Origin of the sequence: Telluribacter sp. (assembly GCF_035998675.1) — a bacterium.
Classification (GTDB): domain Bacteria; phylum Bacteroidota; class Bacteroidia; order Cytophagales; family Spirosomataceae; genus Telluribacter.
The window spans coordinates 313,852-339,735 of the sequence record NZ_DASYHI010000019.1; the positions used below are offsets into that span (position 1 = coordinate 313,852).

At 53.2% G+C, this 25,884-nt stretch carries 23 protein-coding genes; 18 read left to right on the forward strand and 5 right to left on the reverse strand.

What is annotated here, in order from left to right:
• Positions 1–14 precede the first annotated feature (14 nt).
• A complete protein-coding gene (locus VGN67_RS13620) occupies positions 15–956 on the reverse strand; it encodes a DUF6807 family protein (RefSeq protein ID WP_327487394.1) in 942 nt (313 codons plus the stop codon).
• Between the two features lie 445 nt (positions 957–1,401).
• Between VGN67_RS13620 and VGN67_RS13625 the strand changes: the two genes are divergently transcribed.
• Positions 1,402–1,887 carry a GAF domain-containing protein gene (locus VGN67_RS13625; protein WP_327487395.1) on the forward strand — a complete coding sequence of 162 codons (486 nt, stop codon included), beginning with the start codon at positions 1,402–1,404 and terminating at the stop codon, positions 1,885–1,887.
• A 56-nt stretch (positions 1,888–1,943) separates the two neighbouring features.
• Here VGN67_RS13625 and VGN67_RS13630 read toward each other — a convergent pair whose 3' ends face one another.
• Positions 1,944–2,300: a YraN family protein gene (locus VGN67_RS13630; protein WP_327487396.1), complete on the reverse strand. Its 357-nt coding sequence runs from the start codon at positions 2,298–2,300 to the stop codon at positions 1,944–1,946.
• A gap of 106 nt (positions 2,301–2,406) precedes the next feature.
• On the opposite strand from VGN67_RS13630, the gene lipB reads away from it, so the two are divergent.
• The 6 genes from lipB to dnaN all read left to right on the forward strand — a co-directional run bounded on the left by lipB (position 2,407) and on the right by dnaN (position 9,999).
• The gene (gene lipB / locus VGN67_RS13635) at positions 2,407–3,147 is read left to right on the forward strand and encodes a lipoyl(octanoyl) transferase LipB (RefSeq protein ID WP_327487397.1); all 741 of its coding nucleotides are present in this window, start codon (positions 2,407–2,409) and stop codon (positions 3,145–3,147) included.
• Between the two features lie 31 nt (positions 3,148–3,178).
• Positions 3,179–3,592, forward strand: a complete 414-nt coding sequence (locus VGN67_RS13640) for a hypothetical protein (RefSeq protein WP_327487398.1) — start codon at positions 3,179–3,181, stop codon at positions 3,590–3,592.
• 91 nt (positions 3,593–3,683) lie between these two features.
• A complete protein-coding gene (locus tag VGN67_RS13645; protein ID WP_327487399.1) occupies positions 3,684–4,418 on the forward strand; it encodes a ribonuclease H-like domain-containing protein in 735 nt (244 codons plus the stop codon).
• Positions 4,419–4,553: 135 nt separating this feature from the next.
• On the forward strand, positions 4,554–6,989 hold the full coding sequence (gene rnr / locus VGN67_RS13650; protein WP_327487400.1) for a ribonuclease R: 2,436 nt from the start codon (positions 4,554–4,556) through the stop codon (positions 6,987–6,989).
• A gap of 73 nt (positions 6,990–7,062) precedes the next feature.
• On the forward strand, positions 7,063–8,718 hold the full coding sequence (gene gldG / locus VGN67_RS13655) for a gliding motility-associated ABC transporter substrate-binding protein GldG (RefSeq protein WP_327487401.1): 1,656 nt from the start codon (positions 7,063–7,065) through the stop codon (positions 8,716–8,718).
• Between the two features lie 156 nt (positions 8,719–8,874).
• Positions 8,875–9,999: a DNA polymerase III subunit beta gene (dnaN, locus tag VGN67_RS13660; RefSeq protein WP_327487402.1), complete on the forward strand. Its 1,125-nt coding sequence runs from the start codon at positions 8,875–8,877 to the stop codon at positions 9,997–9,999.
• A gap of 87 nt (positions 10,000–10,086) precedes the next feature.
• Here dnaN and VGN67_RS13665 read toward each other — a convergent pair whose 3' ends face one another.
• Positions 10,087–11,199, reverse strand: a complete 1,113-nt coding sequence (locus VGN67_RS13665; protein ID WP_327487403.1) for a patatin-like phospholipase family protein — start codon at positions 11,197–11,199, stop codon at positions 10,087–10,089.
• A 218-nt stretch (positions 11,200–11,417) separates the two neighbouring features.
• Between VGN67_RS13665 and VGN67_RS13670 the strand changes: the two genes are divergently transcribed.
• The 4 genes from VGN67_RS13670 to VGN67_RS13685 all read left to right on the forward strand — a co-directional run bounded on the left by VGN67_RS13670 (position 11,418) and on the right by VGN67_RS13685 (position 15,884).
• The gene (locus tag VGN67_RS13670) at positions 11,418–11,972 is read left to right on the forward strand and encodes a hypothetical protein (protein ID WP_327487404.1); all 555 of its coding nucleotides are present in this window, start codon (positions 11,418–11,420) and stop codon (positions 11,970–11,972) included.
• Between the two features lie 282 nt (positions 11,973–12,254).
• Complete coding sequence (locus VGN67_RS13675) at positions 12,255–13,385, forward strand: hypothetical protein (protein ID WP_327487405.1); 1,131 nt, start codon at positions 12,255–12,257, stop codon at positions 13,383–13,385.
• Between the two features lie 43 nt (positions 13,386–13,428).
• A complete protein-coding gene (locus tag VGN67_RS13680) occupies positions 13,429–14,322 on the forward strand; it encodes a hypothetical protein (RefSeq protein WP_327487406.1) in 894 nt (297 codons plus the stop codon).
• Positions 14,323–14,330: 8 nt separating this feature from the next.
• A complete protein-coding gene (locus VGN67_RS13685) occupies positions 14,331–15,884 on the forward strand; it encodes a phosphatase PAP2 family protein (protein WP_327487407.1) in 1,554 nt (517 codons plus the stop codon).
• Between the two features lie 11 nt (positions 15,885–15,895).
• Here VGN67_RS13685 and VGN67_RS13690 read toward each other — a convergent pair whose 3' ends face one another.
• Positions 15,896–17,659, reverse strand: coding sequence for a hypothetical protein (locus VGN67_RS13690; RefSeq protein ID WP_327487409.1), 1,764 nt, complete (start codon positions 17,657–17,659; stop codon positions 15,896–15,898).
• 349 nt (positions 17,660–18,008) lie between these two features.
• Here VGN67_RS13690 and VGN67_RS13695 point away from each other — a divergent pair, with 349 nt between their 5' ends.
• The 7 genes from VGN67_RS13695 to VGN67_RS13725 all read left to right on the forward strand — a co-directional run bounded on the left by VGN67_RS13695 (position 18,009) and on the right by VGN67_RS13725 (position 24,574).
• The gene (locus VGN67_RS13695) at positions 18,009–18,578 is read left to right on the forward strand and encodes an RNA polymerase sigma factor (RefSeq protein WP_327487410.1); all 570 of its coding nucleotides are present in this window, start codon (positions 18,009–18,011) and stop codon (positions 18,576–18,578) included.
• Positions 18,550–20,112, forward strand: a complete 1,563-nt coding sequence (locus VGN67_RS13700; RefSeq protein WP_327487411.1) for an outer membrane beta-barrel protein — start codon at positions 18,550–18,552, stop codon at positions 20,110–20,112. Before VGN67_RS13695 ends, VGN67_RS13700 begins: the two co-directional genes overlap by 29 nt.
• Before the next feature lie 118 nt (positions 20,113–20,230).
• A complete protein-coding gene (locus VGN67_RS13705; protein WP_327487412.1) occupies positions 20,231–21,454 on the forward strand; it encodes a serpin family protein in 1,224 nt (407 codons plus the stop codon).
• A gap of 59 nt (positions 21,455–21,513) precedes the next feature.
• Positions 21,514–21,936, forward strand: coding sequence for a hypothetical protein (locus VGN67_RS13710; protein ID WP_327487413.1), 423 nt, complete (start codon positions 21,514–21,516; stop codon positions 21,934–21,936).
• A gap of 141 nt (positions 21,937–22,077) precedes the next feature.
• Positions 22,078–23,379: a hypothetical protein gene (locus VGN67_RS13715; RefSeq protein WP_327487414.1), complete on the forward strand. Its 1,302-nt coding sequence runs from the start codon at positions 22,078–22,080 to the stop codon at positions 23,377–23,379.
• 21 nt (positions 23,380–23,400) lie between these two features.
• Positions 23,401–23,985: a hypothetical protein gene (locus VGN67_RS13720; protein WP_327487415.1), complete on the forward strand. Its 585-nt coding sequence runs from the start codon at positions 23,401–23,403 to the stop codon at positions 23,983–23,985.
• Positions 23,986–24,088: 103 nt separating this feature from the next.
• On the forward strand, positions 24,089–24,574 hold the full coding sequence (locus tag VGN67_RS13725; protein ID WP_327487416.1) for a hypothetical protein: 486 nt from the start codon (positions 24,089–24,091) through the stop codon (positions 24,572–24,574).
• A gap of 98 nt (positions 24,575–24,672) precedes the next feature.
• On the opposite strand, the gene VGN67_RS13730 is transcribed toward VGN67_RS13725, so the two are convergent.
• A complete protein-coding gene (locus VGN67_RS13730; protein ID WP_327487417.1) occupies positions 24,673–25,749 on the reverse strand; it encodes an isoaspartyl peptidase/L-asparaginase in 1,077 nt (358 codons plus the stop codon).
• Positions 25,750–25,884: the final 135 nt, after the last annotated feature.

Consider the following 25,884-nt stretch of genomic DNA (forward strand, 5'->3'; position numbering starts at 1 on the left):
TAAGGCTGCGTGTATCAATACGCCCGGACAAATTCCTTCCACTGTTGGGTCAGTCCAGCACCCTTTAGGTCTCCGGTGTAGGCAACCAGCCGGTAGCGAATTGTCTCGGTTTGTCCTTTTTTAATCTTCCAGTCGCCCAGTATTTGAACAGAAGGTCCCACGCCCAGCTCATTATCCACCCGCCAGGGGGTAGGGAAAGCCCGGTTATCCGGGTGATCGAAAATGGCTATATGAGCCAGGTCATTACGTCCCTCTACCTGTATACCCACATCCGTCCAGATGGCGCGTTGCCCCTCCGCTTCCTTGTCTTTTTGTCCTACCGCATTGACTACCTCGCCCCTGTCACCCGGCTTCCAGGGCATCCGGATAAACAACCCACCGACGTAGAACTTGCCCAGGTTAATATCAATATGCGCTTTCCCCTTCCATTCCAGGTCCAGCAGGTACTTACCGTCCTGCTCCTGCATGGACCAGTTCTGGGTTTCGGTCAGGATGGTGGTACCTTTCTCATCAATCAGGTCATAGACGGTTTGCCATTTAACTTCCTCGCCCTTTTTCCTAAGTACCGTAGCCGATACGCGGCGCCAGTAGTCGCCCTGCCAGTTCATAAAGTAGTCGCGGCCATTGACCAGTTTCAGTCCCCAGTAGAGTCCAGTCTGGTGCAGGTGATGTTTGGGCCGGTATTCTGTCAGCAGACCTTTCCCATCAGGAGCCACAACAGGGTGAAGGTAAGGGCGGGTATCCTCCCTGGCATTTTGGGTCAAGATGGGGGCTTTATCTCCGGCCCGAAAAACCGAAATAGTACCCGCCTGCTCATCGTGCTCTATTCGTAATGCCCTATTGCCGATTGCTGAGCTATCTTTTGCAAAGGCCATGGTCTGCAATAGACCGCCCCCGTAGCTAATGACGGCAGCAACGAATAGGGTAAAAAATGTTATCCTGTTTATCTTACTCATACTTACTCAGGCGAAATTCAATACTATATCAGGAGCAGGACATTGCCCGGTGCAGCTTCAGAAAGAGCCACTGTTACTTACTCTCTCCATAAATTCCTTTGGGATTAAAGCTTTTTCCATCCTAACTATTTGGAAAAGCAGTTATCGGGCCTTATCTACGCGATTAAAGTGTGTAGCTGGCATAAAATTAAAAGTGATCCGACTTGTAAATAATCTTAAAGGCATTCCATAAGTACCTAAAAATAAATAGCTTACCGGCTCATACCCTCATGATGACCAGCGACAGAAGTATCCACTTATGGCGGATGCCAGGGAATTTACGCAAGGTTATTGTCTGGATCTATGGACCCTTTACACAGGTACCCAACTACGGGCTGAAGTAACTTTTCCGGCCGGATGTACGTTCAGGTACTTTAACCATTATTACAAAGTACCTCCATTCTCCATGGCTGAAACGCTTACACTCCCTACCACCACCGACCGCGCAGCTCTCTACGAAGCCCTGTATCCGCAGCTAGCGGCCCTGATTGAAACAGAAAGTGACCTGACCGCCAACCTGGCCAACGTAGCGGCCGCCCTGAAAGAAGCCTTCGGGTTTTTCTGGGTAGGATTTTATATCACAAAAGAAGGGCAACTGGTACTTGGGCCGTTCCAGGGTCCCATTGCCTGCACCCGCATTCCCTTCCACAAGGGTGTCTGCGGAGCCTGCTACACCCGCCGCGAAACGATAGTAGTACCCGATGTAGAAGCTTTCCCGGGCCATATTGCCTGCAGCTCGGCTTCCCGCTCCGAAATAGTAGTACCCGTTTTTCATCGCAATGGTACCGTAGCCATGGTACTTGACGTAGACAGCGACCAACTCGACGACTTCGGTCAGGCCGACTCCCAGGGGCTGGAAAAACTCATGCGGCTCATTGAGCGCAAGCTGTAGTGGCACCTTGGTGCCACTGTTCTCTCTGCTACTAAACAACAGACGGTGGCGCTGGCTTAACAAAAAGCATCTTCTATGTGCCGGATATTAATACCTCCATCCGGAAAAACCAGGATAGAGATAATATCAAACCGCACGTCGAAGTGCCAGTCGGTATCAAATATGTACCCCTCGGCCGCTTTCATAATCAGCCTGGACTTGGCGTAGTTGACAAACTCCTCGGGCAGCCCAAAACCGGTACCCGTACGGGTTTTTACTTCTACAAACAGCAGCAGCTTTCCTTTTTTGGCTATCAGGTCAATTTCGGCCTGTTTGTGGCGGTAGTTTTTCACGACTATCTCGTAGCCCTTCTCCTGAAGGTACTCCATTGCTTTTTTCTCGCCCCAGTTACCAGTCTCATTATGCTGCGCCATCCGAACATTTTTAGGGCAATTTAACGTTAATTTACCAAAAGGCCGCCCCTGACCAAGTACTTTTGCCCGGGAAAGACCTGAGATTGATTACTACTTGTTACTACCAATGAATACCCGCATTAATAAGCGCGTCGAATTCCGGGACTTAGGACTGATGGATTACCAGCAGGCCTGGGACTACCAGGAAGGACTGTTTGCGGACGTTATATCGGTTAAAATCCAGAACCGTGACCTGGCCCCCGAAGTACAGCTACTGACGCCCAACTACCTGCTTTTCTGCCAGCACCCGCACGTGTACACCTTGGGCAAAAGCGGCAAGCCGGAGCACCTGCTGCTGGATACCGATGGACTGGACCAGAAAGAGGCGAGGTACTACCGGATTAACCGCGGCGGCGACATTACCTACCACGGCCCCGGCCAGCTGGTAGGGTACCCCATTCTGGACCTGGACAATTTCTTCACGGATATTCACCGGTACATGCGGACGCTCGAGGAAGCTATCATCCTGACGCTGGGCGACTACGGGCTGGACGCCGGACGCGTGCAGGGCCTGACCGGCGTGTGGCTCGACCACAAAGAGCAGCGCAATCCGCGTAAGATTTGTGCCATGGGGGTTAAGTCGAGCCGGTGGGTGACGATGCACGGCTTCGCGCTCAACGTCAATACCAACCTGGCTTACTTTGGCCATATTGTTCCCTGTGGTATTCAGGATAAAGCCGTTACCTCCCTCGAAGCCGAACTGGGGCATCCGGTAGCGATGGACGAAGTAGCCCAAAAACTCAAAGCCCGGCTGGCCGTTTTATTTGAAATGGAGCTGGAAGAAACCCGCATTCAAAGTACGATATAGTACGATATAGATAGAAGTAAAGATAGCGTAAATGAAAAAAGACATCCCATTCCTGCCCGTCGAAGGCATTCAGGTAGCCATTGTACGGAATATAAATGAACTCGAACAGCCGGACTGGCACGTAGTACTTCTAAACCGGAAACCGGCTTCCATCAGCAATGTGTTTGTTACCTCCAAAGGATACAGCAACACCGAGTCAGGTACCACTACCGACCAGCGTACCTCTACCCTCCGCCATTTCTTTGCCGAAGTACCGCCCGGCGAGCACGTAATAGTGGAGCCTATCATGCCGGATGTGTTCCACCTGAACAACGAATACTGGGTGAGTTACTTCATCGGGAATCAGATTTACGATAAAAAGTTTATCTTCGTGCCGGATAGCATCGTCGAAGACAACCTCATTGAAATAGCTCCGCTGGGGCTGGAGGGGGTCCTGCACGAGTAACTTTGCTGCCGTTTCCGCTTAGGTTAGCTACGCCGCCTGGCGGGAAAGTACCCGCCGACCCGTCGGAGTTATAACTTGCCAAGCTTTCAGTATGAACGCCGAATTTCGCCGCCGAGCCCAAAACCTCCTCCTCCTGGACATTGAAACCGTCGCTTCGGTACCTGGCTACGACCACCTCAGTGAGCGCATGCAGCAGCTATGGAGCAAGAAGGCCCTGCGGCTACGAAAAGACAACTACCCCCAGACCGACGCCGAAATTTTTTATGACCAGGCGGGTATTTTTGCCGAATTCGGCCGGATTGTGTGCATCGGGTTTGGCGCCTTCTACTGGAATGCTCAGGACGAAATGAGTTTTAAGGTACGCACCTTCGCCGACGAAGACGAAGCTACGCTGCTGCGCAGGTTCAAGGACCTGGTCGAGAAGTACCCGGCCGATAAGCTGGTTCTGTGCGCCCACAACGGCAAGGAATTTGACTTTCCGTATATCTGCCGTCGTATGCTTATTCATGGTATTGAGCTGCCCCGCGCGCTGCAGTTATCGGGCAAAAAGCCCTGGGAAATTCTGCACCAGGATACCATGGAACTCTGGAAATTCGGCGATTTTAAAGGGGCTACTTCGCTGGACCTGCTGGCGGCCGTATTTGATGTAGCCAGCAGCAAGGACGAAATGAGCGGCGACCAGGTAACCCGCGTATTTTACGAAGACAAAGACGTACCTAAAATCTGTCGCTACTGCTGCGAAGACGTGGTAGTACTGGCCCAGCTCTATCTGCGGATGAATTATCTGCCCCTGGTAGCCGAAAAAAACATTGACCGGCCGGCCTAAGCCCGACGGGCAGAAAACATATCCTAAAAATACCAAGTTAGTACTAAGAAGAATACGGGTCTGAGAGCTAGGTACCAGAGGCATCATCTATACCTCTACCGGCCGGGCCGTGTATTTAAAACAATCTGTTAAGCAATGAGAAATAAAAAATCAAACCGGGAAGGCCGGGAAAAGAAATCGGGCAAAAAGCCGCACAACATTCTGTCCTACGTAGATGAATTAAAGGCCGATATTGCCGCTTTCTTTGAAATAAATAACGAACAATCCTTCCGTCCCACCGACGTACACGACCACTTCGGGGTAGAAGACAAAAAGCTCCGCCACCTCTTTAATGAAATCATCCACGAACTACAGGAAGCGGGGCGCCTGCTCCGCCAGTCGGACGGTACCTACTCCGTAGCGGCCCCCACCGGGCAAACCGGCGTAACCGGCCGCGTGGACCACGTCAACAAGAACTTTGCTTTTGTCATAGTAGAAGGTCAGGACAACGATGTATACGTCGAGAGCGATAACCTGAAAGGAGCCGTGGACGGTGATACCGTACGGCTACAGATATTCAGCGACGGCCGCGCGCGCGGCCAGAAACTGGAAGGCCGGGTTACGGAAGTACTCGAAAGGGGACGCTCCGAAGTAGTAGGTGTCGTGGAAATATGGCCCAAGTACGCGCTGGTACACCCGGACCACCGCAAACTCTACGAGCCCATTCACCTGAAACTGGACCAGCTGGGTAAAGCCCAGGAACGCGATAAAGTAATTGTCCGGATTACCGAATGGCCCACCCGTACCCGCCAGGCCGAAGGAGAAATTATTGAAGTACTGGGACAAGCCGGGAACAACAATGCCGAAATGCACGCCATTCTGGCCGAGTTCGGCTTACCCAACCGCTTTCCGGAGGAAGTAGAAAAAGAAGCGCAGGCCATTGCCGATGCCATTCCGGAAGCCGAAGCGGCCAAACGGCGCGATTTCCGTTCCACCACTACTTTTACCATTGACCCGCTGGACGCCAAGGATTTTGACGACGCGTTGTCGGTGCGTTTTCTGGAAGGTGGCAACGTGGAGGTTGGCATTCACATTGCCGATGTAGCCCACTACGTACAACCCAATACCGAGCTGGAAAAGGAAGCCTACCGGCGCGCTACCTCGGTGTACCTCGTAGACCGGACGGTACCCATGCTGCCCGAAAAGCTGTCGAACAACCTGTGTTCGCTGCGGCCCCATGAAGACCGGCTGGCCTTTGCGGCGGTATTTGAGCTGACTTCCAAAGGAAAAATCCTCAATGAGTGGTTTGGGCGTACCATTATTCACTCCGACCGCCGTTTTACCTACGAAGAAGCCCAGGAAGTACTGGATACCGGCGCGGGTGATTTCCCGGAAGAGCTCACCCTGCTCAATCAAATAGCCAGACAACTACGCGACGAACGCTTCCGGAAAGGGGCCATCAACTTCGAAACCGTGGAAGTACGCTTCCGGCTGGATGAAAACGGAAAGCCGCTGGGTATTTATCAGAAAGAGCGCAAAGACGCCCACAAGCTCATTGAAGAGTTTATGCTGCTGGCCAACAAGCGCGTGGCCGAGTACGTCTATTCGCTTTCGAAGGGTAAAAATAAAAATACCATGGTGTACCGGGTTCACGAGGCCCCGGACCCCGAAAAACTGAAAACCTTTGCCACCTTCGTAGCCAAACTGGGTTACTCGGTTGAGGTAGAAGACGAAAAGAAGATTGCCGGCTCCATGAACAGTATGCTGGAAGATGTCGAAGGCAAACCGGAACAGAACCTGATTGAACAGCTGGCGGTACGTACCATGGCCAAAGCCCGCTATAGTACCGAAGACCAGGGCCACTTTGGGCTGGCTTTCCAGCGGTACTCCCACTTTACCTCCCCCATCCGGCGCTATCCCGACGTAATGGCCCACCGCCTGCTGCAGCACTACCTCGACGGCGGCCAATCTGTCGAAAAGGAACAGTACGAAGCCGCCAGCAAACATTCGTCGGAGCGGGAACGACTGGCTGCGGAGGCCGAGCGCGCGTCCATCAAGTACAAGCAGATCGAGTACATGGGTACCATGGAGGGTGACCGGGTCTTTGACGGCATTATTACCGGAGTTACCGAGTTTGGTATGTTCGTAGAAATCACCGAAACCGCCTCCGAAGGCCTCGTCCGGATGACTGACCTTGAGGATGACTACTACGAGCTTGACAAAGAAAACTACCGCCTTATCGGGCAGCGCAGCAAGAAGATCTATACCTTCGGTGATCCGGTGAAGGTAAAAGTAAAGGAAATTAACCTGGCCCGCCGCAGCATGGACCTGTACCTGGAAGGCGACCCCAACGCTACCAAACGCACCCGCCGGACGGAAGCTTCCAAATCAGGCTCCCGGAGCGGCGGCTCCCGGAGTGGTAGTTCTCGGGGTGGCGGCTCCCGGAGTAGCGACTCGCGGAGCGGCGGCTCGCAATCGGGTAGCCGAAGCTCGGGAGGAAGAGGTAGCAAGGCCGCTACTGCCAGTAAAGGTGACAAAGGTGACGGCAAAGGTGAGTCGCGCGCCAAACGCTCAAAGCGCAGCAGCAGGTAAAGAGTTACGTAAAGAGAGGCCTAGAAGCCTCTCCTTTTTGTATTTTTGCCCCGCCACCGGGCGTTATAGCTTCATGAAAAAATTACTCCTACGATCTGTTATAGTTTTAGTGGCGTTGGTCGGCCTTAACTGGCTGGCTTCGTTTATATATGTTCGCTGGGACCTTACCGAAGACCAGCGTTATACCATTTCGGAGGCTTCCCGGCAACTCCTCCAGAACCTCGACCGCGACGTACACGTAACGGTATACCTGTCGGGCGACTTTCCGCCGGGCTTTGAGCGCCTGGAAAATGCCACCCGCGAAACCCTGGAAGAATTTGAAACGTACGCCGGAGGCCGGCTCACCTATCAGTTTATAGATCCTTCGGCGGCTACGTCAGAGGAGCAGCGCCAGCGGCAGTACGCCCAACTGGTAGACCGGGGCCTTACGCCCACCAACCTTTTTGCCAATGAAGAGGGCAAGCGGACCGAAAAACTGATATTTCCCGGAGCCATAGTACAGGTAGATACCCTGGGGGTACCCGTACAGCTCCTGAAAGGTAATCGCAGCAGCAGCTCCGAAGAGCAGCTGAACCAGTCGTACGAAGGCGTGGAATTTGAGCTGGCGTCGGCCATCCGGCTAATGGCCCCGCAGGAGCGCAAGCGGGTCGGGCTGCTGGTGAGCCATACCACTATTCCGCCCGCCCGGCTATCGGACCTGATCGCTACCCTGCAGCAGAGCTACGACGTGTTTCTGGATGTCAATAGCCCTGAATCCTACGACGGGCTGGACGCACTGCTTGTCCTCAAGCCCGACCAGCCCTTTAACGAGGACGAGAAGTACAAAATTGACCAGTACGTAGTCGGCGGAGGGAATGCGTTGTTCTTTATAGATGGAGCCCGCGTGGATAGCGTCAGCATGGAAGGTACCTTTGCCCAGCCGCTGGACCTCAACCTCAGCGACCTGTTTTTCCGCTGGGGTGTAAGGGTCAATACCAATCTGGTCAAAGACCTTAATTCGGCTCTCATACCGCTCAATGTAGGTAACATGGGCGACGCCCCGCAGATACAGCCCCTGCCGTGGCGTTTTTTTCCGCTACTCAATAACTTTGGCACCCACCCCATTACGCGCAATACCGACGCTATTTTCGCCCGGTTTATGAGTAGTATAGATACCGTGGGCGGAGCGGCAGGTCTGAGGAAGCTCCCCCTGCTCATGACTTCGCCCTATACCAAACTACTTAACGCCCCGGCGCTGGTAGCCTATAACGAAGCCCGTCAGCAACCCAGCCCGGCCGAATATAACGGAGGAATAAAGCTGGCGGCAGTACTCCTGGAGGGGCAGTTTACGTCCCTTTTTCAAAACCGCATCCTTCCTTCTGACCCCCGCTCGGCGGGCTTTCGGGCGCAGGGTGAGGCGGGGCGGGTCCTGGTAGCTTCAGACGGCGACCTGGTGGTCAATGACTTCGACTACCGCCGCAACGCCCCCCTGCCGCTGGGCTACGACCGGGTATCCCAGAATATCTACGGCAACAAGGATTTTATTCTGCACGCCCTTGATTATATGACTGATGCACAGGGACTTATAACGGCCCGCAACAAACAAATCAGCATCCGGCCGCTGGACAAGGTACGGGTACAGGAGCAGCGTACGCGCTGGCAGCTCCTCAACCTGCTGCTGCCGGTGGGGCTGGTGGGTATATTCGGGGCACTCCGGTACTATTGGCGTCGCCGAAAATTTGGCCGGTGAGCGTCGTAGGTGCGTTATTTTTTTTACTTTTGTTTTTTACAGAGAAAATTTGGGCTTTACGTGCGAATTGTGAGTATCTTAGCTTTAAGAAGCCCCATTCCTCCCAAAGGAACTGTACAAGTCATCTGTCAACCGAAAAAATAGCCACTGCGTACTATGAAGTTTGTCGTATCGTCATCGGTGCTCCTTAAACAACTATCGGCCATCAACGGCGTCGTTTCCACGAATCCGATTGTGCCCATACTGGAGAATTTCCTATTTAAACTGGATGGTAATACCCTTACCGTCACCGCGTCGGACCTGCAAACGGTTATGATTACTGAAATAGAGGTAGAAGCGGGTGATAAGGGGGCTATTGCGGTACCGGCCAAGCTTCTTCTGGATACCCTGCGCGGACTTCCCGAGCAGCCTATTACCTTCAATGTTGACGAAGAAACCTTTGGGACTGAAATCGTTTCGGACAACGGCCGCTACAAGCTATCCGGCGAAAACCCCATTGATTTCCCGAAAACGCCTTCGGTCAACCGTGGTCAGTCGGTAGAGTTGTCGTCGGCTTCGCTGGGTACGGCTATTTCCAATACCATTTTCGCTACCAGCACCGACGATCTTCGCCCGGCTATGACGGGGGTATTTGTGCAGATAGGGGCCGAAAACGCCACCTTTGTTGCGACCGACGGGCACCGCCTGGTGCGCTACCGCCGCACCGACATCAAGGCCAGCTCGGATACATCCATGATTATTCAGCGGAAAGCCCTGAACCTGCTGAAATCCTGTCTTCCCTCCGAAGACCTGGCCGTGAAAGCGGAGTTTACCGCCTCCAATGCCTTTTTCAGCTTTGGAAATATCCGCATGATCTGCCGTCTGATTGACGAGCGCTTCCCGGACTACGAAAACGCAATTCCGACCAATAACCCCAATACGCTTACGATCAACCGGGCCGAAATGCTCAACTCGCTGAAGCGTATTTCTATCTACTCTAACCGTACTACGCACCAGGTACGTCTGAAGATGACGCTCAACGATCTGTCTATCTCGGCCGAAGACCTTGACTACTCCAACGAGGCCAACGAACGGCTTATGTGCGAGTACAACGGCGACGATATGGAGATCGGTTTTAACGCTAAATTCCTGATTGAGATTCTGAGCAACCTTACCTGCAAAAACGTGACGTTTGAGCTGTCCGCACCTAACCGCGCGGGACTTATTATTCCGGTTGAGCAGGAAGAAAACGAAGATATTCTGATGCTTGTTATGCCGGTTATGCTCAATACCTACGCCTGATAGCCATAGCATTTACCAGTACCACCACCTATAAGACGGCGGCCCACTTTTACAGTTGGGCCGCTTTTTTATGTAGAAGTACCTGCGTCAGGCCCGTGGGAACGCGGCTTCGTACGCGGTCCGGGCTTTTTGATACCCCGCCTGACGGCGTCGCTCGAGCATGGCGGCGCTGCTATCCAGCGTATGGCCCACCTCCCCCGGCTCCGGTTGTACCAGTACCGTCCGGAAGTATTTCAGGGGTTTCCCGCCCAGCTTCAATCGGAAGTCGGGCGGTAGTACCCGGCTCCGCTGCGCATCCCGTACCTGCATCACGAGCTCGTTTATTTCGAGGTACCTTTTCAGGTCATCGTTAAATATTTCATTGATAGCAATATCGTCCAGGGCGCGCAGGGCAATGTTGGTCAGGTGGTACTTTCGGGCCGGGTCATCCGGGAGGTCCCAGCTGTTGCAGTTCAGGATATAGATAATGTAGTCGTCTACATCGTCGGCTTCGTCTTTAATAGCCTGCACCACGTCTCCCAACGGCGACACCGTCCGGATACCCCCATCCACTACCTCCCGAAGTACCGTAGCTTCGTTAAAATTATCGCCCAGCAGGTTCAACTCTTTCACCGGCTCCCACACAATAGGCATGGCCGTAGAGGCCAGAATGGCTTTGGCCAGCTCTTCGTCCGTGGTAAAGTCCTGCGGACGGCAGGTGTAGTAGTTACCGTTGGTTAGTGATACTACGCCGCACTGGTAAGGTACCTTAAAGTCGCCGCGCCGTACTACCTGCAGCAGTTTCATATAAAGCGGGCGGTTATCCGCCAGGGAGCGAATCTGGTTAAAATTAGCCATGACTTCCCGCAGCAGCGCCGGGCGGTCAAACAGGTACTGAAACCCGTACCGAAGCAGGGAACGGGGCAGAAGTTTTTTGATAATGGCGGCAAAATCAGGACGGATTGTCTCGCCCTGCATCACCAGAATATCGGAAGTATAGATAGCCTGGTACCCCTCCCGCTGTACCTGCTGCCACAGGGCTTTAAGTTCATGAAACTTATCCATGGCTACCAGGGCTCCGTTCAGCGCCCCCACCGACACCCCGGCTATGCGGTCAAAGCGGACGTTGCGTTGCTCCATGAGGTACTCGAGCGCTCCCCACTGGAAAGCTCCTTTAAAACCACCTCCGCTTAGTACCAGTATATTCTTTTGCTTGGCCATAGAAATAAGGAAAAAGTAGATAAATGCCGGACGGGAGGTACTTGATTAGTAGTAAATCTCTTTATTTATCCGCTTTGCTGCAATACGTAAGGTACCTGATTGAAAGAAGTAGGCTGGCTTATGAGCTGTTAACCTACTCAGGTACACAGAATTACTTTCACAGTTATTTTTCATTCTAATTTGTATTGGTAATATTTGTATAAAAAATTGAAGGTTTGGTGAAACGTTTAGTCTGTATCGGAGGCGTGATTCTGCTGCTACTCAATACGCTGGGTTACTACCCGGTGTACTTTTGTATGCAGCTGAAGGCCCAGCTGGAGATGCAGCAGAAACTAAACCAGAACATTCTGGGAGAAGAAGAACTCTTCACTATCAAAATTCCTATTAACCTCCCCTACTGGACCGAAACCCGACAAGCGCCCGAGCGTATTGACGGACAAATCCGGTACAACAACGAGTACTACAAGCTCTACAAGCAGGAGGTAGTGGGCGACACGCTGATGGTACTTTGCGTGAAAGATCATACCGAAAAGCAACTTTTCCAGACCCTCAGTGAGTGGGTCAAGATTACCGTGAATGGCCTGCCGGGTACTTCCGAAAAAGCCTCTCACCTGGTGAGCTACCTGATAAAAGATTATTACGCGTCCCATCGAAACCTTTATTTTAACCTGTACGAATGGATAGAAGCTCCGGCTCCTTTCCGTGATTTTGCTTTTTCTCTCCCTGCTGGTACTTACCAGCTTCTTTCTCCACCTCCGGAGGCCCTTGCCTGATATACTGCTATGCCGCCGGTCGCTCCGCTGAGAGAGGCCAGGCCCGCACGCCCTTTGGTACGTATGGTATCGGGTAGGTTTGTAGTCGGGAATTGGGAAAGTACTTAAAAGTAGCCTTATATCTAAGGTACTTGTTCTCCTAGTTCCTCGTCATTTGAGCAATTGGTACTACTACGGTAGCTGCCGGCCCTGCTTCTATGTACCCCCGACCACCAAAGCTGCCTATCCTGCTACGCCGTACCGGGCGCACCTATCAATAGCTCATTTTTATCAATCAGGACAATGAAAAATATTCTATACAGTACCATTCTTATCGCCCTATTTAGTGTTCAGCTGGCTCTAGGGCAGGGCTGCGTGGCCGTTCGCCACATGAATATGTGTTCCTCCACGCCAGGAGTGGCGACTCCCGGGGCTTCCTCATCAGACCTTTTCAAGCAGAAGCACGGACAGTGGCAGGTCAATACCGGTTACCGGTACTTCCGTTCGTTTCGTCACTTCCGGGGCGACCACGAGGAGCAAGAGCGGGTGGAAAACAATACCGAAGTAGTGAATGTATCGCACAACCTGGACCTGGGCATTACCTACCAGCCTACCATGCGGCTGTCGTTTTCGGTGAACGTGCCGGTACTTTACAATGATCGCTCGTCGCTCTACGAGCATTACGGCAACAGTACTACCGCCAACCCCGAGCAGAAGCGCTTTCATACCGGCTCGCAGGGCATTGGCGATATGCGTATTTCGGGTAGCTACTGGGTGATTGACCCTATGAAACTCCCCAAAATGAACTTCGCGCTGGGACTAGGCGTCAAACTGCCAACGGGCAATCCGGGCGTAGAAGGCGACATCCATAAGCTGAATCAGGAAAAACTCGACTACATTATCCGCAAGCCCGTGGACCAGTCTATTCAGCTGGGCGACGGAGGTGTAGGCTTTAGCCTGGAAGGGCAGGGCTATGCGCAGCTGGGCGAGCAGACTGCCGTGTACTTCAATGGTTTTTATCTGTTTAACCCCCGCGAGACGAACAACGTGGTGCGTAACCCGGGTACTACCATCAGCCCCATTGATGGGTACTTTTCGGTGGCCGATCAGTTTGCGGCCCGTTTGGGTATCAACCAGTCGCTGACCATGGTAAAGGGCTTGTCGCTGATGCTGGGCGGCCGCGTGGAGGGAGTACCCGCGCACGACCTGATTGGTGGCGATGCGGGCTTCCGTCGTCCGGGTTATATTGTGTCGGTGGAGCCGGGCGTGGCGTATATGAACCAGAAGTTATCCATTGCCGCCACCGTACCTGTAGCGCTGTACCGCAACCGTATCAAGAGCTACGCCGACCGGCAGGACCCCACCGGTCAGCGCCACGGCGACGCCGCCTTTGCTGACTACCTGGTTTCAGTAAGTATGTCACGCTGGTTCTAACCTGTTTTATCTCTTTACAATCAACCTCATTACTTCCTTGAAAATGAAAGGGACTCCTTTGTCTATACTTATCCTGACGCTGCTACTGGTATCGGTAGCAGCGAAGGCCCAAATGCCCCACGACGTTCTATATATGCCCCGGAAGACCACCTGTCTGGCCCTGACCTACGGTCAGAGTAGCTGGAACGAGTACTGGGAAGGTACTTTAAAACGCGACAACCTGAATATAGGTACCCACACCACGCAGACGGCATCGCTGATGGCAGCCGTGGGTATTACCGACCGCCTGAATATCATTGCTACTATTCCCTACGTCAGGACCAGCACCAGCGCGGGGAACCTGATGGGCCAGCAGGGATTTCAGGATGCTTCGGCCTGGCTGAAGTACCGGCTCCTGGACAAGAAAGGCCTTTCGGTACACGGAGTTCTGGGTGGCTCTGTTCCCTTAACCAACTACGTGGTGGAGTTTTTGCCCATGTCCATCGGTCTTCAGGCTCGCACGGCTACCGGTCGGCTGATTGCCAGCTATACCCACGCGCCTACCGGCCTTTACCTGACCGGCCACGGCAGCTACTCGTGGCGGAGCAATATTCAGCTGGACCGTAACTCCTACCAGGCCGACGGCCGCGTGTACAATACCAGCGAAGTACGGGTACCCAACGCCATTGATCTGGGCGTACGGGTAGGTATCCTGAAATCAAATTGGCAAACGGAGGTATTTGCTGAACGCTTCGCCGGCGTTGAGGGTGATAACATCCGGCGTAACGACATGCCTTTTCCTACCAACAAAATGGAGATGACTACCCTGGGCTGGTACGGAAAAGTGCAACCCCGTAACCTGGGGCTGAACGTCCGGGTGGGCTACGTGGTGGAAGGCCTGAATGTGGGCCAGAGCCTGAGCTATTCGCTTGGGGTTTTGTATCAATTTAATTACTAGAATTTCCCATGAAGAAATATACCTTCCTTCTTTCATACCGTGCCCTGATTATGGGTTTTACGGTACTTTTTGTTGCTACCTCCTGCGATAAAACAATTCAGGAACCGGCTATTCCGGCCTATGCTCCCACCAGCACCGATGCCAACGCCGGTACCTGGAAAACCTATGTACTTACCTCGCCCACTGAGGTAGCAGTTCCGGCTCCGGCCGCAACGGGGTCGGCCGCGTACCAGGCCGAACTAAGCAGTCTGAAACAGCAATCGGCTACGCTGACCCCGGCACAACGGGAAAAAGTGGCCTACTGGGGCGCGGGAGCCGTGTACCGCTGGAATGAGATAGCCCGTGAGCTGGCTGCCCGCTACAACCTGCCTCCCGCAGCCGGCCCGGATGGCAAGTACCCGGTTCCGGATGCGGCTAACCCCCTGTCCTACCCTGCGTTTCCGTTTGCCAATCCGCCCTATACCGCGCGTGCGCTGGCCTACCTGAGCGTAGCGCAGTACGATGCGCTGGTGTCGGCCTGGCACTATAAGTACAAGTACAACCGCGCCGCGCCTGCCCTGACCGAAAGCTCCATAAAAGCGGCCTTGCCGGCCACTGGCATTCCTGCCTACCCCTCCGAAGACGCCGTGGTAGCAGCCGCTTCCTTCACTGTCCTGAAAGCTATGTTTCCGGGCGAAGTACCATACCTGGAAGCCAGGATGAAGGAGCACCAGGAAAGCCGTTTGTGGGCGGGTATGAATGTACAAAGTGACCTGACCGCCGGAGCCGAGCTAGGTACCGCGGTAGCGGCCAAGGTAATGGGCCGTGCCAGAACCGACGGCATGGGCAGCTCCAATAACCAGTCGCTGACGGCGGGTATGATTGAAAACGCTAAAAAGCTGGGCGTAACTGAGCCCTGGGTAAGTCAGGAGGTACCGGCTCGTCTGCCGATGTTACCCGCCTACGGCTTCCTTAACCCCTGGAACTTCGATAAGGCCACGGTCGTAAAGCTACGCCCCGAAGCACCTCCGGCGGTAGGTAGTACTGAATTTCAAAAAGCATTGGATGAATTGAAAACAATTCAGAAAAACCAGACCCGCGAGCAGGCACGAATCGCCAACTACTGGTCCGACGGCGTAGGCAGCTACACCCCTCCCGGCCACTGGCACCGCACTGCCGCCAACGCCGCTCACGAGGCCCGGTACAGCGAAGTACGCATGGCGCGGACGCTGGCTCTGGTAGGTACTGCCCTGATGGATGCCGGCATCTGCTGCTGGGATGTGAAGTACTGGTGGTACTACCCGCGCCCCCAGCAATACGGCCTGAAGACTACGGTAGGTACCCCCAACTTCCCCTCGTATACGTCCGGGCACTCTACTTTCTCGGCGGCGGCAGCAGAGGTACTTGGACACGTTTTTCCGGAACAGGCCAACAAGTTCAATGCTATGGCCGTGGAAGCATCCAACTCGCGCCTGTACGGTTTGATCCACTACCGGTTTGATTGCGAAGCAGGGCTGAAATGCGGTAAAAACATTGGTAGTTACGCCGTAGCGTGGGCCAAAGCCGACGGAGCGGGTCAGTAGCAGCCTGCTGCTTAGTTAAACAGGCGTTTGAAAAAGCCCTTTTTACGGTCCTTCTCTTTGTCTTTTTCTGGTGTATCCTTTTCTTTCTCCTTTTCGTCGGCCTTACCCGAAACAACACTTTTGATGGAGGTAAGGATAGATTGCCAGATGAAGTTAAAGAAAGAATCGCTGGCCTCTCGTTGTACGGTCGCCTCGCCTACCCGGGGCGGGTTATTTCCGGAAGGATTGTTGTTCTTGATGATGAGTCCGTTAAGCAGGTTGGTCAGCAGTGACCTCTCTTCCAGCTTTCCGGACTCGTCATCCTGTTTTAGTACTTTGACCGCCAGATTATTATAGCGCATCTGGGTAGTGATACGCGACTGCTGGTCATTAGCCTGAATCTGAAATTGTAACAAATCCAGGTTGCCGGACTCGACGCTTGCCTTAGCCAGCGCTCTTGTAATCGGGTTGATCTGCTGTATCTTGAAGTTCCTCATGGTGCCTCCACAGTTGAACCTTCCATTGTCAGCGGCCATATCAAAGTTAAAGTAGGCATTAAGCCGGCCTGCTCCCATAAACGTCGTATAGGCCCTCACCCGGCAATAACGCCGTTTGGTAATGGTAGCCGTGTCGTTGGTCAGGTTGGTAATAGTACCCTGAGTACCCGTAAACCTGACTATTCCCCGCAGGCCGGTTTGCTCGCTCTGCTCCCCGTAAAATACCTGGGTACCTTTTATCCGGACGGTGTCCAGGCAAACGATAAACTTAGCCTGTTTAAGAATCTGGTGCGGGTACTTCCCCATTTTACTATCTTTCGGGTCGGGGTAGCGGCGGTCCCTGAACACATCTATCAGGCCTTTGTCAATATCCAAAGCACGGGCAAAGAACTGTTGCTTCATCAGGAACCGCCGGACATCAACCCCGCGGGCGCTCAGGTCCTCAAACTTTAAGTCATAACGGTCAGTAGATATCGCGGCGGCTTTACCAAACTGGTCCTTGGAGTGCTTAGGCTTGTAGTGCACGTTCTGTACTTTGATAGTACTGTCCCGGGAGGAGAGCTCAAGCTCTTCCATGGTAAAAGTGTAGAGGTCGCTGCCAGCGTCCAGCGTCAACCCCTTTAATCGTAGCTTTACCTGCTGGGAGTACAGGATACGACTAGAGTCCTGGGCCGTTTCTTCATTGAGCAAAAAATCCGAAACGTCCAGGTACAGCTCCTCAAGATGATTTTTCCGCGATTCCTCACCGTTGTTATTGGCATACGTAAAATTAACGCTGGAGAGGCTGATGTGGTCGATCCGGATGGAGTTAAGTACCTTGTTGATGACCTCGTAGGGCGACTTCTTAGGGCGGTTCTCATTGTAGGGCTTTTTATCGACCGCTACGATAATCTCCGGGCTATCTATAACTACCTCATCAATAGACAGGACCTTGAACAGTAACAGCCTCCACAGGGAAACCCCGCCCAGCCGGAGCCGGTTCGTTTGTAAACTGGCTACCTGGTCCGGCGCTTTTTGCTGTTCCACCAGCCTTTTGTATACTGCGGAGTCCGATTTCAGTACTACCCCGCTTACTTCGGCGTTACCCAGGAGTATGTTAATTCCAAGATTATCATACTCAATGGAGTACAGCCCGTCGGACGCTTCGTATACCGATTTCCTGAGCGTAGCATCCAGCTGATTTTTAAAAAACTGAGGCAGCAACCACGAGGCTACTAAAATGAGCAATACAATCCCCCCTACTATCCCAACCGTCCATATTATCCATTTTTTCGAGCTAAGTTGTTTCAGGTCACTCATGCCGTAAGGTGAATGTTTATAAAAAATGCGCAGGTACAATTGTGGTTAAAATTCTATGCCACTCCGCTGGCGAAGGGTACTATCTCCCCCGCTCGTCTTTCTGTTATTGTTGATCCCTAGCCTTCTGAAGTGAAGCTATAAATAATAAATGTAAATTTGTATTAAAATTAGTAAGACACTTTCCAACCATTTCGACACTTACGGTATCTTATGTGGTACACGGAAGACTTAGTCAGGATATAGCCTGTTTGATTTCTGGTAAATCATCCAATTTTATTCTGCCTCCGGTACGTAAAGCTATTGGCACGAACTAAGAAAACGAAAGCGTACGAAGCACCCCTACCTTCGAATGATATTGAACGAGCAGGAATTGGTGAACGGCTGTCGTCAGCGCGACCGAATCGCCCAGAAGCGTTTGTACGACGTTTTTGCGGGGAAGATGTTCGCTATTTGCCTGCGTTATACCAAAAACCGGCCCGATGCTGAGGATGTATTGCAGGATGCCTTTATTAAGATCTATGAAAACATGGATTCTTTCCGGGGGGAATGTCCGCTTGAATTCTGGGTACGGTCGGTCGTAGTGAACACTGCCCTGAAGCATCTGCGCAAGCAGAAAAACTTAGTAGAACTCGACGACGTCCATACCCAGGATAACCGATTGGCCGATACGGAACTAACGCTGTCGAGCTTTCAGTGGCAGCAGCTGATGGGTTTCATCCATGAACTACCTACCGGCTGCCAGACGGTTTTTAACCTGTATGCTATTGAAGGCTACCAGCATAATGAGATTGCCCAGCTGATGGGTATATCTGAAGGAACATCAAAGTCACAGTATGCGCGAGCGCGTATGCTGCTGCAACAGAAATTGAACAAAGAAAAACGGTTTGACGATGAATCAGTCCGAAAAACACAACTTTGAGGAGGAGTGGCGCCGAGCCTTTGATGAGGCTTCGGAGGCCCCGCCGCCTTCGGTCTGGGACGCCCTGGAGGCACAGCTCGACCAGCCCGAAAAGGCCACCGCGCCCATAGTACCTCTGTGGTGGCGCTCACCCCGGCTGTGGTACGCCGCCGCCGCGGTGGGAGCCCTTTTACTGGTTAGCTGGCCCCTCCTGCTCCGCCTGGACAAGAACAGCCAGTCGCAGCTGCCAACCGTAGCGGTAGACAAAAACAACTCCCAGGCCGAAGACCGTCTGGCCGGATCGGCAGAGACTGGCGCGGAAGCTGCTACGGGGGCGGAATCAGCCACTGGTCAGAAAAAAGAGGCTGCTCCGGCGGAAATAACAGCACCTGCTACCGAACCACGCTATGCCGCGTCAAACCGGACAGCAAGTGGTCGCAAAGCCTCCAGAGAACAACGCGCTCTAACACCCGAAACTTTATTGGGACCACAGGTTGCGGCCGTACCGGGTACTTCCGTACCGGGTACTTCCATACCGGGTACTTCCGTACCGGGCACCTCTGAAGTCAGTACTACTTCCGGTCAGGAATCAACGGTACCTTCCACAGCCGACAGCCGACTTGCTGCCACGGAAACGCCCCGCTCTTTGGAGGCAGGTACTCCAATGGTAGCTATGCAGGTAGAAGCGTTATCGCCCCGCGGGTTCCGCGAACTGGCCGTGTACCCGCAGAAACGCTACGTGTACTTCCGGTACGACGCTCCGGACGATATGCCTTTAACACCACCTGCCCGCTCGAAAGAGTACTGGGCCGGAGTTGGCGTAATGCCCGCTGCTTTCAACCCCGCTGTTAACGTAACTTCTCCTCCGGCGGCCTTTTCGGCCGCTAACGCGGGTCGTCAGTCTATGTCCAGTTCAAGCCGGGCGGGGCTGTCGTATGCCGTACAAACGCAGGGCGGGGTAAAGCTATCGAAGCACTGGTCACTCGAAACGGGTGTGAGCTACCTACAGGCCAATTCTACCTTTGTAAGCGATGGCTACGTGCTGGATGCCATGTCCAACCGCAGCGCCAATGTACTCGAAAATGCCCTGATGGCGGGTAGCAGCAATCGGGCCGCCAATGATAAGTCGCAGTTTGCCCCTTCGTCCGCGCAGGATTACCAGATGTCGGCCGTGTACATTGATCTGGACCAGCATACGCGTAATGATTACCGTTACCTGCAGTTACCCGTTCAGGCGGGCTATACCCTGAATCCGGAAGGAAAGGTGAGCTACACAGTACTGGGGGGCATGGTCGCTAACGTGTTTCTGCGTAATGATCTTGAAACGGCTCCCGGCTATACCGTGACCAATACCGCCGGCGATGGTGTATACCGGGGTCTCAACTGGTCGGCGGCTACGGGGGTACGCCTGAGCTATCACCTGTCGTCGCACTGGACCGCCAGCCTAACCGGCTCCTACCAGAAAGCGCTAGCGACGGGGATTCAGAACAACGATAACATTAGCTCGCATCCGCAGCTGTACGGACTGGGATGGGGCTTCCGGTATTTATTTTAAAAAATTTCAGGTCTTGATTCCAACCCTAAGCCCGGGACCTGAATCTTTATAGTAACAAGTCCACCACAACAGATAGGTGACCGACTGATGAAAGCGAACTTTAAATTATCTGTTAGCCATGAACAAAATATTCACCACTGCCGCTGTGACGGCCGCGCTAATTACCGTATCCCTGAGCGGATGCGACAACAACGGAAATACACCCGCTCCCATAGAGGGTAAAGAAGTGAGGATATCGGCCCGGGTAGCCGCCAATACCACCGACTTCGCTTTTGATTTCTTCAAAAACCTGCAAAGTACCCAGCCCGCCGGGGACAATATATTTGTGTCGCCGCTGAGCCTGCACATTGCCCTGGGTATGCTGCTGAACGGAGCCGAAGGCGAAACGGCCCGGCAGATTCAGCAGACCCTGAAACTGGAGGGGCTCACGCAGGCAGAGCTGAATCAGGCTTACCAGGCACTGATGGAGGGACTCCCGCAGGCCGACCCCAGCGTAAAGCTGGCCCTGGCCAACTCGGTATGGTACCGCAATACCTTCCAGGTCGAAAAAGACTTTCTGAATGTACTCAAGCAGTCGTTTAAAGCGGAGGTATCAGCTGAGAACTTTGATAGCCCCGCCGCCAAAGACCGCATAAACCAGTGGGCCAGCGACAACACCAACGGCAAGATCAAGAAAGTCATTGACGAGATCCGGCCCGAGCACGTCATGTTCCTGCTCAACGCCCTGTACTTCAAAGGCGACTGGAAGTACCAGTTTGACCCCAAGCAGACCATGGATGCGCCTTTTACCCTGGCCAACGGCGGTACCAAGAACGTGAAGATGATGTCGCTCAAGGAGAACTACCGCGTAGCCCGTACCGAAAAGTACACCGCGGCTCAGCTACCCTACTCAACCGGCCAGTTTAACCTGACGCTGCTCATGCCCAACGAAGGAGCTACGGTAAACGACCTGATTGCTGGTTTTACGGCCGAAGAGTGGACCAAACTACAAAGTAGCCTGCTGCAGGAAAGCAAGGTTTTGGTAGGGCTGCCCAAGTTTACGCTGGAATATGAGGTAAACCTCAACAAAACGCTACAGAAGATGGGCATGGACCGGGTGTTTACCGCCCAGGCTGAGCTGGATAAAATCAGTAAGGCCGAGCAACTGGCGGTCAGCTTTATCAAGCAGAATACCTACCTGGGGGTAGACGAAAAGGGTACCGAAGCCGCCGCCGTGACAACCATTGGAATAGAAGTAACCTCCGCGCCGCCTTCGTATATATTTGACCGGCCGTTTGTATTCATCATCAGCGAAAAATCCTCCGATACCATCCTGTTTATGGGGCGTATCATGAATCCTTAGTATTTATCACTCAACACAGTTTTTTATCCTTTTCACTCGTACCATTTATTAAAATAGCCATGAAATTTTTAAGAAAATTAGTACTAGTACCCGCCCTGGCGGTAGTGACCCTGCTGGCCTCCTGCGAAAAAGAAGATGTCGTAAAAGTAGACTCCCAACTGACCGGTACCTGGCAACTCGAGGCCATTACCTACGGTCTTTCCCAAACTACCGTACGGGGTGCACAACTTCCTTATTCTGAAAAAATAGAATTTTCGGGTACCAACTATACCCAAACCCGTGACGGTAAGGTAGAAAGTAGTGGTCGTTGCTACACCGGCGAAAGCCAGAAGAATGCACCTTATAAAAGTGCGGTAATTTATCCTGATGATAATACGTACCAGGCGTACGAGATTTCGGAAGGCCGTTTGTACCTGTACGAGCGCGGTACGCAGGGATCTGTAGTAGCCGACGGCTCGCTGTACGAGTACAAGCGTCAGTAAGTTTCTGACGTTTTCGGGGTGCGTTATCGTCCGGGGGCTTTGCTTTCGGACGATTTTGTTGGTGTCTGTTCCAACCAATTCAGGTAACAAAGAATCTATATGAGCGTATTCTAACCGACTGTACTAAACCCCTTACTTGCCATGAGACCTACACCTTTACTTCTTTTGTTTGCCGTACTGACCACCGGTCTGTGGTCCTGCAACGACCAGTGCCAGGAAACCCGCGTAGTGAAGCAGATGACCCCCGTGACGGTATCGTTGATGGAAATCCGGCGGAGCCTGAAAACCGAAGCGCCACGTGCCCTCGAGCATCCCGGCAAAATTTATATCAAAGGCAACTACCTGCTTATCAACGAAATAAAAAAGGGGCTGCACGTCATTGACAACAGCAATCCGGCTGCCCCGCGCTTTGTATCATTCATTAACATACCCGGCAACGGCGACATGGCCGTTCGGGACAACATTCTCTACGCCGACAGCTACACCGACCTGGTAGCGCTGGATATTACTGACCCGACTCAACCCAAAGAAGTTGGGCGGGTAGGTGAGGTATTCAAAAACGGTCAGTTTGAGGGAGCCTGGTGGAGCTACAATGAATCCATTGGCGCTATCAATGACCAGAAGGTGGAGTATAGAACGGAAACCATCAGCACTAACTGCGAAGAGAATCCGGTTATGCCGGGTATGTGGTGGGGCATAGGTGGGGCCTGGCGCATGATGGATGTGGCCTTCTCCAGCTCGGCGGCACCGGCTTCGGCCCCCGGCAGCAGCGACGGCAAAGGCGGTTCTATGGCCCGCTTTGCGCTTTACAACCAGTTCCTTTATACCGTAGGACAAAATAACCTGCACCTGTTCGATATATCCAATCCGGCCAAGCCCGCCAGCTACTCAACTGTTAACATCGGCTGGGGTATTGAAACCATTTTCCCCTACAAGGACAAACTCTTTATCGGCTCCAGCACGGGTATGTACATCTACGACAATAGCAATCCGTCCGACCCGAAGCAGCTATCAGTATTTCAGCACATGATGGCCTGCGACCCGGTAGTGGTACAGGACAATGTGGCCTACGTAACGCTGCGGTCGGGTACTACCTGCCGCAACGCCCAGAATCAGCTCGACCTGGTGGACATCAGTGACCTGTCGCGTCCGCGCCTCATCAAGAGCTACCCCATGCAGAACCCCCACGGACTCAGCATTAACTTCCCGACGCTATACCTTTGCGAAGGCCAGTACGGTCTGAAGACATTTAACGTAACCGACCAGTTTGGGGTAGATAAAAACCTGCTGTCTCACATGAAGGAGGTAGACGCTTACGATGTTATTTCGCTGGGCAAAACACTGCTGATGGTTGGTAAAGATGGATTCTACCAGTTTGATGCTACCAATCCGCGTCAGCTACGGCAAATCAGTAAGATTCCGGTCGGTAAAAGTGCCATTTAAGGTTTTTCCAAAAAGTAAATCATGAAGAAGCTACTTTCATTATTCGTAGTAGGCGTACTGACAATGGGCTTTGCCACGGCCCAGGAGGGTCTTTTCCGGCGTACCTACATCAACCACACCGAACTGGGCGGTCTGTTTGGCCGGGTGAAGTACCGCCCCTACCAGGGCAGCGACGAGGTAGTAGAAAACCGCCTGAGTCTGACCCTGCAGACCTTCAACGGTCTGCAGCTTAACCCGCGCCTGGCGGCTGGCCTCACCACCGGCCTCGACTGGTACACGGCCGCGCTCATCACGCCCATTGCCGCCGGTGTCAGGTACGACCTGACGGGCAAACGCAATGCCCGCCTCTTCGCTACGGCCGACGCGGGCTACGGACTGGCGTGGTTCCATGATGATAGCGAAGGGTACCAGACCCGGGGCGGTATGATGCTGAACCCTGGTTTGGGCTTACGGCTGGGCCGGCCTGAGGGAGCGGCCTTCACCATTACGCTCAGCTATAAGCGGCAGGAAGCCTCCGTCACTAAACCACCCCTTTGGGATCAGACCGAGCGCTACGAAACCCGCGTCTACAACCGGATGTGTCTGCGGATGGGAATTGCGTTTTAGGAAGGTGGCTGGGCGGTAGCTAATAGCAGTAGGCTTTATTTACTCATCCCTGGCCGGTGTTTCGCAGGCCGGGGTCAACGTTTAAATCAGTTAAAAGAGAGATATGAAAAAATATATTTCAGGCGTTGCATTGGTCTTTCTGCTCGGCGTTACGGCCTTCCGTTGCGAGCAGAAAGATTTCATTGTTGACGCTCCGTACAGCTGCAGCCCCTCCGGCGGTATGGAAGGTACCTGGCGGCTACAGGCCTACCAGCACATCGACAGTCGTAAGCTGGAACATGACCCCGAGACGGGCGGACGTGGCGTTGTACTTACGTTCAGGGAAGAAGGCGACAGGGGTACTATACAGGGGCATACCGTAGCCAATGAGGTATCAGGCAGCTATGAGAAAGCCGACGCCTGTCAGCTCCTGAACGTCACCTTTGGCGGCACTAAAGTAGCCGAACCAACCGACTGGAGCGCCAAAGCCTGGACCGCCCTCAACGGTGCTACCGGCTACGAAGTTCACGTTTCGGCGGACCGAAAAAGTCAACTCTCTATCTACTTTAACAACCGCAGCGAGCGCATGATATTTATGAAGGAGAAATGAATTAAAGGAGTAAAGGTGAGAAAGGAGTCAGTCAGTAACCAGTGACCAATTTTTAATAGCCGTAATTCCCTTCGGCACTTTCCTGCTTTCCTCCTTTCTTACCTTTCCTCCTTATAAATTAACACCTCAATGGTACCATCGGCCTTAACGTAGCCGCGGTACATACCTTCGGAGTTGAAGGGCATAGCAATGTTACCCTGACGGTCGAGGGCGATGAGGCCGCCTTCGCCCCCCCGCTCTACCAGTTTTTTCATCACTACCTCGTCGGCCGCCTGCTGCACGCTCAGACCCTTGTACTCCATCAGCGCCGATACGTCGTAGGCAACCACCGAGCGTATAAAGTACTCGCCGTGGCCCGTGGCCGAGATGGCGCAGGTGTTGTTATTGGCGTAAGTACCCGCGCCGATAATGGGTGCGTCGCCCACGCGGCCGTAACGCTTGTTGGTCATACCGCCGGTAGAGGTACCCGCGGCCAGGTTACCGTACTGGTCCAGCGCCACGCAACCTACCGTACCGAATTTCTTGCCTTCGGTAAAGATGAGGTCTTCTTCGGGTAGTACAGCTCCGGTTTTGGGACTTTTCTTCACCTTCTGTTTTTCCTTTGCATTGTGGTCCAGCTCCACTTTTTCTTCCTTTTGGGCGCGTTCGAGCGCTTTGTAGCGGGCTTCGGTACGGAAGTAGGAAGGGTCCACCAGTTCAATGCCCTGCTTTTCGGCAAACTGTTCCGCGCCTTTACTTATCATCATCACGTGCGGCGAGTTTTCCATCACGGCTATGGCTGCCCGAATGGGATTTTTAATAGTCGTAACGCTGGCAACGGCTCCCGCCATGAGATTTTTGCCATCCATGACGGCGGCATCCATCTCGTTCTTGCCTTCGTTGGTAAATACAGCGCCTTTACCCGCGTTGAAAAGCGGGGAATCTTCCATGACCATCACCGTAGCTTCTATCGCTTCCAGGCTGGTCCCGCCCTGCTTTAATACCTGATGTCCCTTCAGCAGCGCCATCGTAAGTACTTCCTTGTAGGCTTTTTCACGCTCGGGTGTCATGTTCTGGCGGGTAATGGTACCCGCGCCCCCGTGTATTACCAGGGTGATTTTATCTTTGTAATCCTGGGCAAAAAGTGTCGGTGCTGTCATCAATCCTACCAACGCCCCCAGCAGTAATTTCTTCATAGTTCAGGTAAAATAGTTTTACCAAATATAGTCAAAAACGGACGAAGCACGATGGTTAGTTAGGAGGTGCATCAGCCGGTACCGTTCTTCCCGGCCGGGTACCATTCATCCGGGCCGGGGGTACTTAGTCCGAAA

Bases quoted from the DNA above. Each gene is read 5' to 3' on its own strand.
- VGN67_RS13715 (WP_327487414.1), top strand. From the start codon at position 22,078: ATGAGACCTACACCTTTACTTCTTTTGTTTGCCGTACTGACCACCGGT.
- VGN67_RS13630 (WP_327487396.1), bottom strand. From the start codon at position 2,300: ATGGCGCAGCATAATGAGACTGGTAACTGGGGCGAGAAAAAAGCAATG.
- VGN67_RS13620 (WP_327487394.1), bottom strand. From the start codon at position 956: ATGAGTAAGATAAACAGGATAACATTTTTTACCCTATTCGTTGCTGCC.
- VGN67_RS13625 (WP_327487395.1), top strand. From the start codon at position 1,402: ATGGCTGAAACGCTTACACTCCCTACCACCACCGACCGCGCAGCTCTC.
- VGN67_RS13645 (WP_327487399.1), top strand. From the start codon at position 3,684: ATGAACGCCGAATTTCGCCGCCGAGCCCAAAACCTCCTCCTCCTGGAC.
- lipB (WP_327487397.1), top strand. From the start codon at position 2,407: ATGAATACCCGCATTAATAAGCGCGTCGAATTCCGGGACTTAGGACTG.
- VGN67_RS13685 (WP_327487407.1), top strand. From the start codon at position 14,331: ATGAAGAAATATACCTTCCTTCTTTCATACCGTGCCCTGATTATGGGT.
- rnr (WP_327487400.1), top strand. From the start codon at position 4,554: ATGAGAAATAAAAAATCAAACCGGGAAGGCCGGGAAAAGAAATCGGGC.
- VGN67_RS13710 (WP_327487413.1), top strand. From the start codon at position 21,514: ATGAAATTTTTAAGAAAATTAGTACTAGTACCCGCCCTGGCGGTAGTG.
- gldG (WP_327487401.1), top strand. From the start codon at position 7,063: ATGAAAAAATTACTCCTACGATCTGTTATAGTTTTAGTGGCGTTGGTC.
- VGN67_RS13665 (WP_327487403.1), bottom strand. From the start codon at position 11,199: ATGGCCAAGCAAAAGAATATACTGGTACTAAGCGGAGGTGGTTTTAAA.
- VGN67_RS13695 (WP_327487410.1), top strand. From the start codon at position 18,009: ATGATATTGAACGAGCAGGAATTGGTGAACGGCTGTCGTCAGCGCGAC.
- VGN67_RS13690 (WP_327487409.1), bottom strand. From the start codon at position 17,659: ATGAGTGACCTGAAACAACTTAGCTCGAAAAAATGGATAATATGGACG.
- VGN67_RS13705 (WP_327487412.1), top strand. From the start codon at position 20,231: ATGAACAAAATATTCACCACTGCCGCTGTGACGGCCGCGCTAATTACC.
- VGN67_RS13680 (WP_327487406.1), top strand. From the start codon at position 13,429: ATGAAAGGGACTCCTTTGTCTATACTTATCCTGACGCTGCTACTGGTA.
- VGN67_RS13675 (WP_327487405.1), top strand. From the start codon at position 12,255: ATGAAAAATATTCTATACAGTACCATTCTTATCGCCCTATTTAGTGTT.
- VGN67_RS13720 (WP_327487415.1), top strand. From the start codon at position 23,401: ATGAAGAAGCTACTTTCATTATTCGTAGTAGGCGTACTGACAATGGGC.
- VGN67_RS13700 (WP_327487411.1), top strand. From the start codon at position 18,550: ATGAATCAGTCCGAAAAACACAACTTTGAGGAGGAGTGGCGCCGAGCC.
- VGN67_RS13730 (WP_327487417.1), bottom strand. From the start codon at position 25,749: ATGAAGAAATTACTGCTGGGGGCGTTGGTAGGATTGATGACAGCACCG.
- dnaN (WP_327487402.1), top strand. From the start codon at position 8,875: ATGAAGTTTGTCGTATCGTCATCGGTGCTCCTTAAACAACTATCGGCC.
- VGN67_RS13640 (WP_327487398.1), top strand. From the start codon at position 3,179: ATGAAAAAAGACATCCCATTCCTGCCCGTCGAAGGCATTCAGGTAGCC.
- VGN67_RS13725 (WP_327487416.1), top strand. From the start codon at position 24,089: ATGAAAAAATATATTTCAGGCGTTGCATTGGTCTTTCTGCTCGGCGTT.